Here is a 15,215-nt window from a genome sequence, read left to right on the forward strand (position 1 = left end):
CGCTCAGCCCTCGACTTCCCGGAACCGCAGGCTCGACAGCGCGACGCCGTCGTAGCGCCACCACCGCTCGGTCGAGAGGTCCAGGATCCAGGCGTCGTGCTCGCGCACGATCAGCCCGACGCCGAGAGCGCGGCGGCGGAAGGTCGCGTCGTCGATGCTGCCCGCCTCCAACTCGTCGAGCAGCGACCGGTAGCTGGCCATGGCCTTGCCGAGGGCGGGTGGGATTCCGACTGCGTCCGGTGGGTCGTCGGGCCGGTGCCGGAAACTCATCAAGATCACCTCCGGATGGGCGACGCCATCCCCAACGCAACGACTTCCGGCGCGTGGTTGTTAAGAGGCGAAAGTCCCACCGGTTCTGAAGCCCCGGCGTTCTACCTGCTCAGCGCTGGCAGGCCGAACGCTCGGTCACCCACCGGACGGTCTCGCTGATGGCCGCCTCCAGCGGCCCGCGGCGGAAGAACCGCTTCCAGATCAGCGGGAACACGATCGAGAAGATCAGGAAAAGCTCGGGCATGTAGGTGTTGACGAACGCCACCACGCCCTCGGGGTGGTGGCCGTCGCGCGGGAACGCCGGCATGTCCGGGACGTCCGTCGGCAGCGCCGGGCCCATGCTGGCCAGCTGGGCCAGGGTGTCCGGCACGCCGCTCAGCGGCCAGCCGCCGACGACGATCTGCCAGGCCAGCGTCAGCGCGTGGATCGCGTACAGCGTCAGCGCCATCGAGCCGGCCGTGGCCAGTGGCTTCAGCGACCGCCCGGTCCGGTCGGCCAGTTCCAGGCAGATCGCGAGGATCACCAACGCGATGCCCCCGGAGTCGAGCAGTTCGAACGTGCTGCCGCTGTGCGCGGAGGCGGTCAGTAGCCACTCCGGGTGGTCGATCGGGACGGTGCCCTCGCTCGGCCCCGGCGGCAGTGCCGTGCTGGTGGCCTCCACCAGCCAGCTCGACAGCTCGTATCCCGCGTACGACACGGCCAGCCCGGTCGCGCCGAGCCAGATCCGCACCTTGGTCGACCGCAGGTCCAACCGCCCGACGGCCATCCCGGCCAGCACCAGCGGCAGGTACGACGCCGCCGGGTAGAAGCCGAGCAGCAGCAGGTCGAACAGCCCCTCGTCGGCGATCAGATGCCCCGGATCGATCAGGTCGATCGAGTCGACGACCGCGCGCAGCGGCGTGTCCCCGGCGATCCAGGTCCGCAGCACGAACGACAGCTGGGGACCCACCGCGGCCGCGACGACCGCGGCGATCAGCAGCCCGCGCGCCCGCAACCGGATGAACGGCACTGCCAGCAAGAAGTAGAGCCCGTAGAACGGGATGATCACGGTGAGCAGGAAGCCCGTCGCGCTGGTCGCCCGCGCCAGCGCGAGGCCGGCCACCAGCAGCAGCACCGCGCGCACCGCGACCCGGACGCGGGCGTCGCGGAGCGCGCTATCGGTCGGCGGCTCGCTGCGCCCTGTCATCATCGCCAGCGAGACCCCGGCCAGCAGGGTGAACAGCGCGGTGGACCGGCCGCTGGAGAACTGCGCGATCCAAACCTCAACGTCGCCCTGCGCGAACGGCACGCCGAAGTGGATACAGAACATGCCGAACACCGCGACGAACCGGGCGATGTCGACTCCGACCAACCGGCGGGTGCGTTCCGTCGTCCGAGGAAGGCTCAGCTCGGGCGCACGGGCAGACATAGCATCCAGCGGGTCGTCAGGCGGCGGTCCTACCAAAATTTACCGGCACCCGCTCCGGCCCACTCGCGCCCGGTCGCCTAGGCGAGGTCAGGCTCACACCAACCAAGCGGCGGTGCCCGGCGGCAACTCCCCGGATTCCAGCGGTCGCGAGGTCAGCAGCACCTCGCCGGGAGGCAGCGGCACGGGGGCCGGTGAGGTGTTCAACGCGCAGATCAGGGTCGTGCCGGTGCGCCGGAACGCTAAGCACCCGTCCGGCGCCCCGAACCACTCGACGTCGTCGCCAGTGAACGCCGGATGCGTGCTCCGGGTCTCCAGCGCATGCCGGTACAGCGACAGCGTGGACGTCTCGTCCTCCAGCTGAGCCTCGGCGGTGAACGTGACCCAGTCCGCCGGGATCGACGACCAGTCGGCCTCGGCGGTGGAGAAGCCGAACGGCGGCCGGTCGCCCTCCCACGGCATCCGGACGCGCTGGGTCCCGGGCAGGCCGAGCTCCTCGCCGTGCCGCAGGCAGACCGCGCCGGGCAGCGCCAGCTGCACCAGGGCCATCGCGCGGACCGGGGTCAGCGCGGCGTCGTCCCGGCTCTGCTCGGTGTCGCGGCTGGCCATCGCCCACGCCTGGCGCGCCCTGGGGGAGGCGAACACCTCCGTGATCGCCTTGCGGACCCGTTCGGCGTCGAAACCGGCGACGGCCAGGTCGAGGTTGAACGACAGGTGCCAATCGCCCGGTCCGCTGCCGATCACCACGCGATCCGGGTAGTCGGCAAGCGCTGCGCCGATGGCACCGGTCGGGTCGGGACGCGGCGCCAGGTGGAACCCATCGGCGCCGTGCTCCAGCCAGGGCAGCAGCACCGGTCCGGGGTCGCTGCGCGCGGGATCCACATCGAGCGAGACCATCACTCGCATGCCGGCTTCGTGCGCCTCGCCGAGCAATTCGGCGAACGGCGCTGCCGACGGATCCAGCCCGGCTACCCCCGCCAGCACGACCGCGTCGACGCCGAGCAGCTCCAGGTAGCCGAGCCGACCGGTCAGCCCGGCGAGGTCACCGACCCCGTCACCGTCGCCGTCGGCGAACGAGCCGACGTCGACCTGGTAGCACACCGCGTCCCACCACCACGGCAGTTCGCCGTGGCGTGTCCGCGCGTCCGCCCGTCGCATCACCAGGTCCTTCGTCTCAGTGGCTGTCTTCGAATTCTGCCGGTCTTGTCCCTGAAGCGGTGCAGCCGTCGTGCACGAGTCGCCAGCGAGGCGATGACGGTAACTCCCGCAGGGGTCGCGCCCGGCGCCGCCGCGCTCGTCAGAACCAGGAGTTGATCATGCTGTTGGCGGCCATCTCCATGTACTGCCACAGCTGGTCGCGGTGCTCCGGTTTGAGGTCGACCTCGTCGATCGCGATCCGCATGCAGCGCAGCCATGCGTCCCGCTCCGCCGGGCCGATTTTGAACGGGGCATGCCGCATCCGCAGCCGGGGGTGGCCGCGCCGGTCGGAGTACGTGTGCGGGCCGCCCCAGTACTGGATCAGGAACAGCCGCAGCCGCTCCTCGGCGGGCCCGAGGTCCTCCTCCGGGTAGAGCGGCCGCAGCAGCTCGTCCTCGGCCACCTCCTCGTAAAAGCGCGCCACGATCCGGTGGAAGGTCGCCTCGCCGCCGACCTGCTGGTAGAAGGTCTCCACGGAAGTCACGGCTCCATCCTCTCAGGGGCGCGGTGGAATTTGGACGGCATGGCCGACGAACGCCTCACAGCTGCGCTCACGCCGACCGCGAGCCCCCGGGCAGCGATGGCGACCCGAAGGACTCACGACCGGCGTGACCAGCGGCTATGCAACCGGGCCGGAATGCAGCGGCCGACCGTACGGGTACGGCGGCTCGATGTCCTCCTCGTCGTAGGCGCGCTTGATCTCCGCGCGTAACCGCCGCTGCACCGCCCACTGCCGGCCGGGGCGGACCTTGGTGGTCATGCGCAGGGTGATGGTGTCCGCGGTGATCTGGTCCACGCCCAGCATTTCCGGCGGGTTAAGCACGTCCTTGGTCAGCGGCTCGCGCGAGGCGGCCGCGGTGGCGACCTTGGCGGCCACCTCGATGGCCTTCTGCACGTCACTGGTGTGCGAGATCGGGAAGTCCACCACGGCCACGGCGAAGCCTTGGCTGGAGTTGCCGACCCGCAGGATCTCGCCGTTGCGGACGTACCAGACGGTGCCGTTGATGTCGCGCAGCGTGGTGACCCGCAGGCCGACGGACTCGACGGTGCCGCTGGCCTCGCCGAGGTCGACCACGTCACCGACGCCGTACTGGTCCTCGACCAGCATGAACATGCCGGACAGGAAGTCCCGGACGAGGTTCTGGGCGCCGAAGGCGACCGCGACACCCAGCACACCGGCAGAGGCCAGTACCGGGGCGATCTGGATGCTCAGCACCTGCAGCACGTAGATCGCGCCAAGGCCGAAGATCACGAACGAGGCCATCGACTTGAGCACCGAGCCGATCGTGCGCGCGCGCTGGACGCGCCGCTCCGACAGCAACTCGGCCGTCATCGTGTCCGCCCGGCGTTCCCTCAGCGAAGTCAGCAGTTTCGGGGGTTTGCCGTTGCCGCGGGTGAGGCGGTTGATCGTGCGGTGCACCAGCCATCGCACGATGAATGCGACGACCAGGATGAGCAGGATGTTCACCGGCTTGGCGATGAGGAGGTCGGCGTAGGACGCCAGCCACTGGTTGCCGGTCCAATCGGAGATGGTCCGGCACCAGACCGAGTCCACGGCACAGTTCGGTTGGGTTAAAAGCGGCAGATCCATGGGTCGGGGTTCTCCATGCTGTCGTCCAGGGCCCGCGGTGGTGACCGGCACGGCGGCGCCGGATGCGTTGGGGCATATCACCGGGTCGGCAACCGGCCAACCGAGCATCGTGCGCGCCCCGCCGCGCACGAGTCTCGAACAGCTGACCGCCGGGACCGAGTTCGGGCTCAGTCCAGGGCGAGTCCGGTGGCCTCCGAGAGGAAGGCGAGCTGGTCGGTCGCCAGACCCACCGTACGGGACACCGAACGCGCGGCATGCCCGACCTCGGTCTCCCGGCGCAGCAGAACCGGACGTTTCGCCGGGTCGGAGCTGGTGGCGTGCTGCAACGCCGCGCACATCTTGCGGGCGTGGTTCGGGTCGACCCGGGAGTCCGATTCGAAGACGGTGAACAGCACCGACGGGTAGTCCGTCTGGTCGGTCACGTTGTGGTACGGCGAATAGGACAGCAGCCAGCCCAGCTCCTCCGCATCGTCGGCGGTGCCGTACTCGTCGTTCCACGTGCGGCCGAGCAGGAACTGCTCGTAGCGGACCATGTCCAGCAGCGGCGCCGAGCACACCACCGCCCGGTAGAGGTCCGGGCGCTGCGTCAGCGCCGCCCCGACCAGCAGGCCGCCGTTCGAGCCACCGGAGATCGCCAGCTGCTCGGCGGTCGTCCAGCCCTCGTCGATCAGGTGCTGCGCCGCAGCGTGGAAGTCGTCGAAGGTGTGCTGCTTCTGCTCGCGCATGCCCGCGACGTGCCACTCCTCGCCTTCCTCGCCGCCACCGCGCAGCGAGGGCAACGCCCAGACGCCGCCGGCGGCGACCCACGCCAGCGCGGACGGCGTGTAGCCGGGCTCGCGGGACAGGGAGAAACCGCCGTAGCCGGTCATGAACACCGGCCGGGGGCGGTCGGGTTCGGCCGCCGGGCTCAGCAGGAACATCCGCACCGGGGTGCCGTCCAGCGAGCGGTAGGTGACCTGCTGGGTGTGCACCGTGGGCAGCTCGACGGTGCCCGGCGCCTGCTGGTCCAGCGCGGTCTGCCCGGTGCGGCGGGAGTAGGCGTGCACGCACGACGGGGTGGCGAAGTCGGTCCAGCCGATCCACAGCCGGTCGCGGTCGCCTTCGGTGGCCTCGTCCACGGTGGTCAGCGCGGTGACCTGTCCGGTGCTCGGCAGCGGGACCTCCGCGGTCCGCCGGCCGGTAGCCGGATCGTGCAGCGTCACCTCGGACACCGCGTGCCGGGTCCGCAGCACCACCAGCTGCGGGTCGCCGTCACCGGTGTCGAACCAGCGCACGGCCTCCAGCACCGAGTCGGGTTCCTCGGCGATCAGCTCGGTCCAGTTCGCCGGCTCCGGGTTGGTCGGGTCCGCCACGCACAGCCGCCAGCGCGGGGCGTCCAGCGTCGTCATCACGTACAGCCGGCCATCGCGCTCCACCCAGGCGCCGACCCGGTAACCGTCGGAGGTGTCCACGACCTGCCGGAGGTCCGGCACGTCGCCGCCCTCGGAGAGGTCGGCGATCCACACCGAATCCCGCCGCGCGGTGCCCGGGCTGCCCTCGACGACCAGCCAACGGCCGTCCCGCGACACCCGGGTTCCGTAGTAGTAGGTGTGGTCCAGGCCCTCGCCGTGCACCAGCAGGTCCTGGTCGGGGTCGGCACCCACCCGGTGCCGCCACACCCGGCGGTGAAACTGCTCCTCGCCGTCGGGCACCAGCTCCGGTGCCAGCCGCCGGATGTAGAAGTACTCCTCGCCGCCGGGCAGCCACGAGATCGTCGAATAGCGGCACCGGTCGATCGGACCCTCGACGAGGTCGCCGGTGGCGACGTCCAGCACGTGCAGCAGCGACTCCTCGTCGCCGCCGACGGAGATCTGGTAGGCCAGCCGGTCGCCCTCCAGGCTCGGCGTCCAGCTGTCCAACGTGGTCAGCCCGGACGGGTCCAGTTCGGTGACGTCCAGCAGCACCCGCTCGGCGCCGTCGGGCTCGCGCACGTAAAGCACGGGGAACTCCTGCCCGGGCTCCCGGCGGGTGAAGAACGCCCGCCCCACGCGCCAGGCTGGGGCCGAGACGGAACCGGCGGCCAGCAGCGATCGCATCCGCTCCGCGACCGCTTCGCGGCCGGGCAACGCGTCCAGCCAGGTGCGGGCGAGCTCGTCCTGCGCCGTCGACCACGCCTCGGTGCGCGGCTCGGCTGGGTCCTCCAGCCACCGGTACGGATCGGCCACCTGGTGGCCGTGCAGGTCTTCGGCGATGTCGTCGCGGTCGGCGCGGGGGTAGGTCAGATGCGCTGCTTGCACGTCGTTCACGGCAGCGACGATACGTGCATCCCGTGGTCGACCCTTGATCTCGGCGTGGTCATTTCGCCGGAACCGACCCGATTCACCCGGAATGATCATTGTTGTTCCGCGGTCCATGATCGGGAATGATTTGGTGTGGGTTCGACGGTGACCAGGCGTGGCGTGTCGAATCACACGTGCGTTCGGGCAGGGTTGTGTGTTCGACTAGGCCCGACACCGGTGGAGGTGGTCGCGTGCCCGACCGACAACCGATCCGACAACCGGCGCTGAAGGCCACCGGCCTCGCGTCGCGGGCCCCGCTGTGCCCGCCTAGCCGCGCTGGCACTTCGCCGCCTCAGTCGGACCGGCCTCCCGGTCACGCACCGTCCTGGCGAAAACGCCGGGTGCTCCTGCTCAACACCACGTTCGAGCCGTTGACCGCGCTCCCGCTGCGCCGAGCGATCGTGCTGCTCGTCTGCGGCAAGGCCGAGGTCGTGCACGGCGATTCGGCCGGCGTGGTGCTGCATTCCGCGACTGACAGCGTCGAAGTCCCGTCGGTGATCAGGTTGAGCAACTTCGTGCGAGTGCCGTACCGCGGCCGAGTGCCGTTGACCCGAGCCGCGTTGATGCTGCGGGACAACTACCGGTGCGTGTACTGCGGTGCTCGCGCTGAAACGATAGATCATGTCGTGCCGCGAAGCCGCGGCGGGCCGCACACTTGGGAGAACTGCGTCGCCTGCTGCACGAAGTGCAACCACCGCAAGGCGGACAAGACGCTCAGCGAGCTGGGCTGGCGCCTCCCGGTGGCACCGCACGCGCCGCGCGGGCGGCACTGGCGGTTGCTGGCTGGGCTTTCTGAAACGGACCCGCTGTGGCTGCCATACCTCGGTGAGCCCGCGGCCTGAAGTGCTGGTTCGGGCGACCGGAGAACCGCCGCGCGCCGGGTTGGCGTGGGTCCAATGCCACGTGGGCTGATCAGCTGATCCGGACGCCGTGCTGTCCGCTGATGCGGACGCCGTGCTGTCCGCTGATGCGCACGCCGTGCTGACGCACGCTGATCCGCACACCGCTGGAAATCCGTACGCCCTGACGCCCGCTGATCCGCACACCCTGACGCCCGCTGGTGCGGACGCCGTGCTGTCCGCTGATCCGCACGCCGTGCTCGCCGCTGATCCGCACGCCTTGCCGACCGCTGATCCGGACGCCGTGCTGTCCGCTGATGCGCACACCGTGCTGTCCGCTGATGCGCACACCGTGGTTGCGGCCGCTGATCCGGACGCCGTGTTCAAGCAGTGGCCGGTTAATCGCCGGAAGAGTGAGGGCGCTGCTCTGAGTGGCGGTTTCGATGATCGACATTGTGTGCCTCCCGCATTCAAAGGACGCTTTGAACGCATATGATCAAATATGCAAGACCCATACAGGTGAAAAACTAGGAGCAGGAGCCCTCAGGAACAAGCCGCCAAGTTGCCGCGCATTGCAACCGTCTGGTTGGGCCCCATTCGGGGGCAGCGATTACTCTGAACGAGTTAGCTTAAGTGATGTAGAACACTCTTGACTAGTAACCGTAAGTAGTTTCCGGACTCCTATATTCAGGTTCCGACCAGCGGGAATCGCGTTGCGCGCGACTTGCTCGTCGTCGAATCACTCGAACGTGTTGCGACGGTGGCTCGGCGTTAACTACGGCTTCGATCACGCGCCGCACAGGTCGAGCGCACGACGCAGGGCGCGTCGGATACCGTATTCGCGTGACTGTCCTGGAGACTGTTCTCTTCCTGGCGGTGATCCCCGCGGCCATCTACGGCTTGATCGTGCTCATCGCGATGTGGCCCCGGCTCACCCGTCCGCGTTACCGAGCGGGGCAGGAGTGGGATTTCGCGCCGGTGTTCTGGGTGTCCAACCCGGCGGGCGTGAACACCGCTTCACCGGTGGCAGACGTGGATTCGGAGGCTGTGCGGGACGATGCGCGGCCCAGCACTGCTCGGGGAGGCGCACGTGGCAACTGGTGAGATCGCGGGGCGGCCCGCCGCGGACGCCGGCGAGCTCGGCATCGGCGAAGCGATGATGGCCACCGGTCGGCTGTCTGTCGCCCGCCACGTCGAACCCGACCGGCCGCGGCTGCCGTTCGGCCCCGGCCAGCTCGCGCGACTGGACGAGGCGTTGGCGCTGTCCAGCCGCAGCACCGGGCTGGAGTTCGCGATCTACCTCGGCGATCTCGGCGAGGACACCCGCAAGCAGGCCGAGGAGCTGCACGCGAACCTCGGGCCGATCGCCTCCGACGGCGTGCTGATCGCGGTTTCGCCAGGCCAGCAGAAGTTCGAGATCGTCACCGGCGAAGAAGCGCACCGGCGCATCCCGGACCGCAGCTGCCAGCTCGCCGCGATGAGCATGGTCGCGTCCTTCAAGGAGGGCGAGCTGATCGACGGCCTTATCGGGGCCCTGCGGATGCTCGCCGACACGGCCGGCACCAGCTACCAGCAGTCCCGCTCCCGCCACTGATCTGACCGTCGGCTCGTCTTGCGAGGCGGTGCGGGTGGCGGAACCTCAGAGCCTGCCTGGTGAATGGTCTGGGTGGGTGGTCGCTTAGCGGAACCTGAGAGAGGTTCCCTGGACTGCGGGTGCCCCTCCTGATGTATGACCAAATACGCGGCGGAGGGGCCGTCCTCGCCAGAAAACCTCTCGGAACCCGCCGATGGTCGTCTTGGCAAGGTGAACGCAAGCGGCTACGCCGCTTCCAAAGGCGCGGACGGCATTCGCCGACAGGCTCTCAGAGTTCTCCAGCAACGGCCCAAGATCAGAGCAGGTCGAAGCTCTGGAGGTTCTGGAACATCTCGTAGGCCGACGACGTCGTGCCGACCGCGCCCAGCTGTCGCGCTTGTTCGCCGTACTGCTGCTGGGCCTGCTGGCTGCTGTAGATGATCACCGGGGTGTCCACGCCCAGATCGCGCAGTTCGCGCAGCAGCCCGAGCCCGGCGTCGGGGCGCCACCGGCCGTTCTCCTTGCGGCCCATGTCCTCCACGATCAGCCGGTACTGGCGTTGGGACAGCTCCGCCAGCGCCGCATCGTTGCTCGTCGTCATCGTCACCCGCACGCCGTTGTCCCGGAGTTGCTCCGCCAGGATTGCGTGCGCCTCCGGCTTCTCCGCGACCCACAGCACCGCGAGCGGCTCCGGCCCGGCCGGCGAGTGCACCGGCGGCAGTTCGACCTCTGCCTCGTGCCTCCCGTCGCCGTTGCCGACGATCTCGGGTGCCTCGGGTAGCGCCGGAACGGGCACCAACGCCTCCGCCGGGGTGCCGGCTCGGTCACGTTCCTCCAGCTGCTTGCTGAGCAGGCTCAGCTGCCGCTGCAGGTCCTGGATCATGTCGTTCTGCTGATCGTTGAGCTGGTGCATGGTGAGCCGCTGGCCGCCGATCTCGAACTCCAGCTCTCGCTTCTCGGCGGTGCGCAACACCCGCCAGATGGCGCGGCGGAACACGAAGATCGCCATCAGCGCGATCAACGGCCACAGCAGCTCGGAGATGGCGGAGATCAGTTCGGGCATCGACGCTCCCACCCCTCGCATCGGGCAGATCAACGGAATCTTACTCGCCGTATCCGCCACGACACGATTCGTGTTCACCTGCCCGGGAAACGCGGTGGAGGACAGTTTCGAGCAAGTTGAGTTGCTCGAAACTGCCCTCCACCTCTCGCCCGCACGGGCGTCAGGAGCGGTCGAACTCCCGGGCCGCGAGGGCGCGCACGATGCCCGCGCGCCCCTCCGACACCAAGCGGCGCAGCGCCGACGGGTGCTCGTCGGCCAGCCACGCGTCCGATTCCGCCACCGTGTCGTCGGTGACCGCCCACGACGGGAACAGCCCGATCACGGTCGGCTGGGCCCGCTCGCTGGAACGGCGCTGCCAGACCTCGTCGATCTCCTCGAAGTAGCGGCGCACGTACGGCGTGAGCAGTTCGCGCTGGACCGGGTGCTGGAAGCCCGCGATGATCGAGTCGCTGACCGCGTTCGGCAGCTGGTCGTCGTGCACCGCCCGCTGCCAGGCCTTCTCCTTGGACTCCGGAGTCGGGATCAGCGCCCGCGCCCGCTCCGCGCGCCGCCGACCGGTTGCGGTCTGGTCCTTCTCCAGCTCGGCGTCGATCTCGGACTCGTCGGCCGCGCCGTGCGCGACCAGCGCCTGCAGCAGCTGCCAGCGCAGGTCGGTGTCGACGGTCAGCCCGGCCAGCGGCGCCGACCCGTCCAGCCAGCCGCGCAACTCGGCGACCTGCTCGGCGGAGAACACCGATCCGGCCAGCGAATTGACGAACGCGAGCTGGTGGTCCGAACCGGGCTCGGCGGCGCGAGCGAGCTCGAAGAGCCGACCGGTGAACCGCCGCCAGCCCTCCGCCTGCCACGACGGGTCCACATAGGACGCAAGCGCGGTCTGGGTCTGCAGCAGCACCCGCTGCACCACGCCGATCTCGCTCTCGGCACCGATGCCGCCCTCCGCCGACGCACCCAGCACCAGCGTCACGAAGTCGCGCGCCTTGAGCTCGGCCTCGCGGGTCATCTCCCACGCGGTGGACCAGCACAGCGCCCGCGGCAACGACTCGTCGATGTCGCCGATCCGGTCGATCAGCGCGGCCAGCGACTCGGGGTCGAAGCGCAGCGAACAATAGGTCAGGTCGTCGTCGTTGACCAGCACGAGCTTGCCCCGATGCACGCCGACCAGGTCGGGCACCTCGGTGCGCTCGCCGGTGACGTCGAGCTCGACGCGGTGCTTGCGCACCAGCTTGCCGCCCTCGTCGTCGTAGATGCCGATCGCCAGCCGGTGCGTGCGCAGCTCGCCCGCGCCCGGCCGGGCGCCGTTCTGCACCACCTCGAACGAGGTGAACCGGCCCTCGTCGTCGGTGGCGAACCGCGGCCGCAGCATGTTCAGGCCCGTGGTCTCCAGCCACTGCGCGCTCCACCACGACAGGTCGCGACCGGAGGCCTCCTCCAGCGCCTGCAGCAGGTCGTTGAGGGTGGCGTTGCCCCAGGCGTGCCGGTTGAAGTAGATCCGCAGCCCGGCCAGGAAGTTGTCCAGGCCCACGTAGGCGACCAGCTGCTTGAGGACCGAGGCGCCCTTGGCGTAGGTGATGCCGTCGAAGTTGACTTCGACGGCCTGCAGGTCCTGGATGTCGGCGGCCACCGGGTGGGTGGACGGCAGCTGGTCCTGCCGGTACGCCCAGGACTTCTCCACGCTGGCGAACGTCGTCCACGCGTGGCCGTACTGGGTGGCGCCGACCTGCGCGAGCACGCTGGCCCAGGTCGCGAACGACTCGTTGAGCCACAGGTCGTCCCACCAGCGCATGGTCACCAGGTCGCCGAACCACATGTGCGCCATCTCGTGCAGGACCGTCTCGCAGCGCCGCTCGTAGAGGTAGCCGGTGACCTTTGACCGGAAGACGTAGTCCTCCAGGAACGTGACGCAACCGGCGTTCTCCATCGCGCCCGCGTTGAACTCCGGCACGAAGCACTGGTCGTACTTGCCGAACGGGTAGGGCACCCCGAACGCCTTGTGGTAGAAACCGAAACCCTGCTTGGTCTCGGTGAATAGCCGCTCCGCGTCGAGGTGCTCGGCAAGTGAAGCGCGGCAGTAGATGCCCAGCGGGATCTCGTCCTGGCCGTCCTCGCCGGGGAAGACGTCGCGCCACTCGGCGTACGGCCCGGCCACCAGCGCTACCAGGTAGGTGGACATCGGCTTGGTGGTGGCGAATTCGTGCCGCTTGCCGTTCGCCGAGTCGGTGACCTCGGCGGTGGCGTTGGAGATGACCTTCCACGACTCCGGGGCGTCCACCGTGATCTGGTAGGTGGCCTTCAGGTCGGGCTGGTCGAAGCAGGTGAACATCCGCTTCGCGTCGGCGGTCTCGAACTGGCTGTAGAGGTACACGCCGCCGTCGACCGGGTCGACGAAGCGGTGCAGGCCCTCGCCGGTGTTGGTGTAGGCGCAGTCGGCGCGCACCACGAGCTCGTTGTCGGCGGCCAGATTCGGCAGCCGGATGCCGGTGGACTCGTCGTAGTCGGCGACGTCGAGCTCGACTCCGTTGAGCACGGCGCTGTGCACCCGGTCGGCGACCAGGTCGATCCAGCTGTCGGCGCCTGCCTCGTTGCTGCGGAACCGCACCGTGGTGGTGGAACCGAACGTCTCCACGTCCGGGCCACCCGCGCCGGCACTGAGATCCAGTTCGATCACGTACGACTGGACCTCCAGCAGGGCCGCGCGCTGCTCGGCCTGTTCGCGGGTGAGGTTCGGCGGGGCCACGGATCACCTCGTTACTCGTCGGGGACTCGTCAGGCCAGGGGCGCCTGGCGCACCTGGCGCAGGCATCAAATCACGTCCGCGTGCGGGCGTGCTGCCGGGCGGGTCCGCCTTCGTCGTCGGCGTGTCGGGTCGGGTGGGAAGACATTCGGTTCTACCGGGGTTGGTACCCATGACGACGCGTTCCGGAACGCGTCCGCGACCGGACTTCTCGAACACCGGGGAGCCGGGCGATCCACGCCCGTCCCGGAGAACACTGGAGGCTTGATGAGCGCCGCAGCCCGACCCAAGGTCGACTTCTACTTCGACCCGGCGTGCCCGTTCGCGTGGGTTTCCTCGCGCTGGATCCTGGAGGTCGCGAAGGTCCGCGACATCGACCTGAACTTCCGCGTGATGAGCTTGTCGGTGCTCAACCAGGGCCGCGACCTGCCCGCCGAATACCAGGAGCTGCTGGAGAAGGCGTGGGGTCCGGTGCGGGTGGCCATCGCCGCTGCCAAGCACCACGGCAACGACGTGCTGTCGCCGCTCTACACCGCGATGGGCACCCGCCTGCACGACCAAGGCAACAAGGACTTCGAGCAGGTGATCAGCGAGTCGCTGGCCGAGGTGGGCCTGCCCGCGTCGCTGGCCGAGGCGGCCGGCAGCACCGAGTACGACGAGGAGCTGCGGGCCAGCCACCACGCGGGCATGGACCCGGTCGGCGACGAGGTGGGCACGCCGACCATCCACGTCGACGGGGTGGCGTTCTTCGGCCCGGTGATCACCCGCATCCCGCGCGGGGAGGAGGCGGCGAAGCTGTTCGACGGCGCCCTCGCGCTGGCCAGCTACCCGTACTTCTTCGAGCTCAAGCGCACCCGCACCGAGTCGCCGCGGTTCGACTGACGTTTCCGGCTGGGAAGGTGTCGGGCCGGCACCTTCCCAGCGCGCTCGGCGAGGCGATCGGCGGGCGTTCCCGCAGAAATGGGAAAGACCGTTGTCGTTCGGTAACACGAGCACACCGGTGCCACAGCGGCGGAGCGGGCACCGCGACGAGATCGCTGCGACGGTGACCCGCCGAGACGGGCTCACCGATCAAGTTCGCTACTCATGTGCACCCGAGCGTGCCGGTGGCGACCTCGGCCGGGATCGCCGGGTGCTTCGCCTGGACCGAGGAGGCCGGCACTCGCGAATTCGGCCGCTCGGGGATCGAGGAGTTCCTGGAGACCAGGTCCCTCCAGCGCTGGCCTCGGGGTCGTGGGTCCTATGGGCAGCTGCAGCAGTCCAAAGGACTCACGGTCCCGTGCGCGGACTGGCATACGATCGAGGCGTGATCCGCGCCCGTGACCTGCACCCGTGGCCCTCGACGGAAGTCGAAGCCGTTGCGATCCAAGAACGGCTGCGCCCGCTGATCCGGTTCGACGGCGAGCCGGCCGAGGTGCGCACAGCGGCGGGCCTGGACGTGGCGTACCGCGACTCGGATCAACTGGTCGCTGCGGTGACGGTCGTCGATGTCGCGACATTGTCCGTCGTGGACAGCGCTGTCGTGCGCGGATCGACTGATTTTCCTTACATCCCTGGACTCTTCGCGTTCCGCGAGGCTCCGTCGCTGCTCGAAGCGCTTTCCCAGCTGTCGGTGGTGCCGGACGTCCTGGTCTGCGACGGCCAAGGCCGGGCCCACCCTCGCCGCTTCGGCCTGGCCTGCCACCTGGGTGTGCTGACGGAGATCCCGAGCATCGGTGTCGGCAAGACCGCGATGGGCCGCTACGAGCCGCCAGGTGAGAAGCGGGGGGAGTGGTCGCCGCTGCGGATGGACGACGAAGTCGTCGGCCGGGCGCTGCGCACGCAGCGCGGGGTGAAGCCGGTGTTCGTCTCGGTGGGCCACCGCTACACCCTCGACGCGGCCTGCGACCTCACCCTCCGCCTAGCCCCGAAGTACCGCCTCCCGGAGACGACCCGCGCAGCGGACCACCTGGGCCGAACCCGGGACTGACTGAGCGGGAGGGCACCCGACGACCCTTCCAGCGAGCTCAAGAGACTTCTTGCCGAATCATGTTCCCAGCATCATCAAAAATCGCCGCCTGGTAATTCGGCCGCCGTCGGAGAAATCCAGTTACGCCTTGCCCGCGCCTTCGAAACGCCGCCGATGGCACCGCCGATGGAGCCGGAGATCGCGGCGTCCTTGAACTTCCCGCCGCCGAAGGTCGCCGGGGCGGCGGCGATCATAGCGGCGATCTTGCCGCCCGTGCGTA

The 15,215-nt window shown here is 69.3% G+C and carries 16 protein-coding genes; 6 read left to right on the forward strand and 10 right to left on the reverse strand.

The annotated features are described in order from the left end of the window. Positions 1-3: 3 nt before the first annotated feature. From ACRXBZ_RS26910 to ACRXBZ_RS26935, 6 genes are all read right to left on the reverse strand, one after another. Positions 4-270, reverse strand: coding sequence for a hypothetical protein (locus ACRXBZ_RS26910; protein WP_190817974.1), 267 nt, complete (start codon positions 268-270; stop codon positions 4-6). Positions 271-379: 109 nt separating this feature from the next. After that, positions 380-1,678, reverse strand: coding sequence for a heparan-alpha-glucosaminide N-acetyltransferase domain-containing protein (locus ACRXBZ_RS26915; protein ID WP_433881444.1), 1,299 nt, complete (start codon positions 1,676-1,678; stop codon positions 380-382). A gap of 93 nt (positions 1,679-1,771) precedes the next feature. After that, the gene (locus tag ACRXBZ_RS26920) at positions 1,772-2,833 is read right to left on the reverse strand and encodes an alpha-amylase family glycosyl hydrolase (protein ID WP_433881445.1); all 1,062 of its coding nucleotides are present in this window, start codon (positions 2,831-2,833) and stop codon (positions 1,772-1,774) included. A 139-nt stretch (positions 2,834-2,972) separates the two neighbouring features. Then, positions 2,973-3,356, reverse strand: coding sequence for a globin (locus tag ACRXBZ_RS26925; RefSeq protein WP_168586940.1), 384 nt, complete (start codon positions 3,354-3,356; stop codon positions 2,973-2,975). A 135-nt stretch (positions 3,357-3,491) separates the two neighbouring features. Next, positions 3,492-4,463 (reverse strand): mechanosensitive ion channel family protein, encoded by a 972-nt coding sequence (locus tag ACRXBZ_RS26930; protein WP_433881446.1) that lies wholly within the window; start codon positions 4,461-4,463, stop codon positions 3,492-3,494. 167 nt (positions 4,464-4,630) lie between these two features. Further along, a complete protein-coding gene (locus ACRXBZ_RS26935) occupies positions 4,631-6,748 on the reverse strand; it encodes a prolyl oligopeptidase family serine peptidase (RefSeq protein WP_433881447.1) in 2,118 nt (705 codons plus the stop codon). A gap of 224 nt (positions 6,749-6,972) precedes the next feature. On the opposite strand from ACRXBZ_RS26935, the gene ACRXBZ_RS26940 reads away from it, so the two are divergent. After that, entirely contained in the window at positions 6,973-7,623 is a 651-nt protein-coding gene (locus ACRXBZ_RS26940) for an HNH endonuclease (RefSeq protein WP_433881448.1), read from the forward strand. Positions 7,624-7,693: 70 nt separating this feature from the next. On the opposite strand, the gene ACRXBZ_RS26945 is transcribed toward ACRXBZ_RS26940, so the two are convergent. After that, positions 7,694-8,074 carry a hypothetical protein gene (locus tag ACRXBZ_RS26945; RefSeq protein ID WP_433881449.1) on the reverse strand — a complete coding sequence of 127 codons (381 nt, stop codon included), beginning with the start codon at positions 8,072-8,074 and terminating at the stop codon, positions 7,694-7,696. Positions 8,075-8,463: 389 nt separating this feature from the next. Here ACRXBZ_RS26945 and ctaJ point away from each other — a divergent pair, with 389 nt between their 5' ends. Together ctaJ and ACRXBZ_RS26955 are read left to right on the forward strand one after the other, a co-directional pair. Then, a complete protein-coding gene (ctaJ, locus tag ACRXBZ_RS26950; RefSeq protein ID WP_433881450.1) occupies positions 8,464-8,724 on the forward strand; it encodes an aa3-type cytochrome oxidase subunit CtaJ in 261 nt (86 codons plus the stop codon). Next, entirely contained in the window at positions 8,711-9,214 is a 504-nt protein-coding gene (locus ACRXBZ_RS26955) for a DUF5130 family protein (RefSeq protein ID WP_433881451.1), read from the forward strand. Before ctaJ ends, ACRXBZ_RS26955 begins: the two co-directional genes overlap by 14 nt. Before the next feature lie 295 nt (positions 9,215-9,509). On the opposite strand, the gene ACRXBZ_RS26960 is transcribed toward ACRXBZ_RS26955, so the two are convergent. Further along, positions 9,510-10,256 carry a response regulator gene (locus ACRXBZ_RS26960; RefSeq protein WP_433881452.1) on the reverse strand — a complete coding sequence of 249 codons (747 nt, stop codon included), beginning with the start codon at positions 10,254-10,256 and terminating at the stop codon, positions 9,510-9,512. Positions 10,257-10,416: 160 nt separating this feature from the next. After that, entirely contained in the window at positions 10,417-12,990 is a 2,574-nt protein-coding gene (gene pepN, locus ACRXBZ_RS26965; RefSeq protein ID WP_433881453.1) for an aminopeptidase N, read from the reverse strand. Between the two features lie 264 nt (positions 12,991-13,254). Here pepN and ACRXBZ_RS26970 point away from each other — a divergent pair, with 264 nt between their 5' ends. From ACRXBZ_RS26970 to ACRXBZ_RS26980, 3 genes are all read left to right on the forward strand, one after another. Continuing rightward, on the forward strand, positions 13,255-13,869 hold the full coding sequence (locus ACRXBZ_RS26970; protein WP_433881454.1) for a mycothiol-dependent nitroreductase Rv2466c family protein: 615 nt from the start codon (positions 13,255-13,257) through the stop codon (positions 13,867-13,869). 218 nt (positions 13,870-14,087) lie between these two features. Continuing rightward, positions 14,088-14,297 carry a hypothetical protein gene (locus ACRXBZ_RS26975; protein ID WP_433881455.1) on the forward strand — a complete coding sequence of 70 codons (210 nt, stop codon included), beginning with the start codon at positions 14,088-14,090 and terminating at the stop codon, positions 14,295-14,297. Further along, on the forward strand, positions 14,294-14,956 hold the full coding sequence (locus tag ACRXBZ_RS26980) for an endonuclease V (RefSeq protein WP_433881456.1): 663 nt from the start codon (positions 14,294-14,296) through the stop codon (positions 14,954-14,956). The genes ACRXBZ_RS26975 and ACRXBZ_RS26980 overlap by 4 nt, the downstream gene beginning before the upstream one ends. A 74-nt stretch (positions 14,957-15,030) precedes the next feature. Here ACRXBZ_RS26980 and ACRXBZ_RS26985 read toward each other — a convergent pair whose 3' ends face one another. Next, complete coding sequence (locus ACRXBZ_RS26985; RefSeq protein WP_433881457.1) at positions 15,031-15,189, reverse strand: hypothetical protein; 159 nt, start codon at positions 15,187-15,189, stop codon at positions 15,031-15,033. Positions 15,190-15,215 lie beyond the last annotated feature (26 nt).

Source organism: Saccharopolyspora hattusasensis (genome assembly GCF_050972075.1).
Lineage (GTDB): Bacteria > Actinomycetota > Actinomycetes > Mycobacteriales > Pseudonocardiaceae > Saccharopolyspora > Saccharopolyspora hattusasensis.

Bases quoted from the DNA above. Each gene is read 5' to 3' on its own strand.
- ACRXBZ_RS26920 (WP_433881445.1), bottom strand. From the start codon at position 2,833: ATGCGACGGGCGGACGCGCGGACACGCCACGGCGAACTGCCGTGGTGG.
- ACRXBZ_RS26910 (WP_190817974.1), bottom strand. From the start codon at position 270: ATGAGTTTCCGGCACCGGCCCGACGACCCACCGGACGCAGTCGGAATC.
- ACRXBZ_RS26930 (WP_433881446.1), bottom strand. From the start codon at position 4,463: ATGGATCTGCCGCTTTTAACCCAACCGAACTGTGCCGTGGACTCGGTC.
- ACRXBZ_RS26960 (WP_433881452.1), bottom strand. From the start codon at position 10,256: ATGCCCGAACTGATCTCCGCCATCTCCGAGCTGCTGTGGCCGTTGATC.
- ACRXBZ_RS26970 (WP_433881454.1), top strand. From the start codon at position 13,255: ATGAGCGCCGCAGCCCGACCCAAGGTCGACTTCTACTTCGACCCGGCG.
- ACRXBZ_RS26915 (WP_433881444.1), bottom strand. From the start codon at position 1,678: ATGTCTGCCCGTGCGCCCGAGCTGAGCCTTCCTCGGACGACGGAACGC.
- ACRXBZ_RS26945 (WP_433881449.1), bottom strand. From the start codon at position 8,074: ATGTCGATCATCGAAACCGCCACTCAGAGCAGCGCCCTCACTCTTCCG.
- ACRXBZ_RS26985 (WP_433881457.1), bottom strand. From the start codon at position 15,189: ATGATCGCCGCCGCCCCGGCGACCTTCGGCGGCGGGAAGTTCAAGGAC.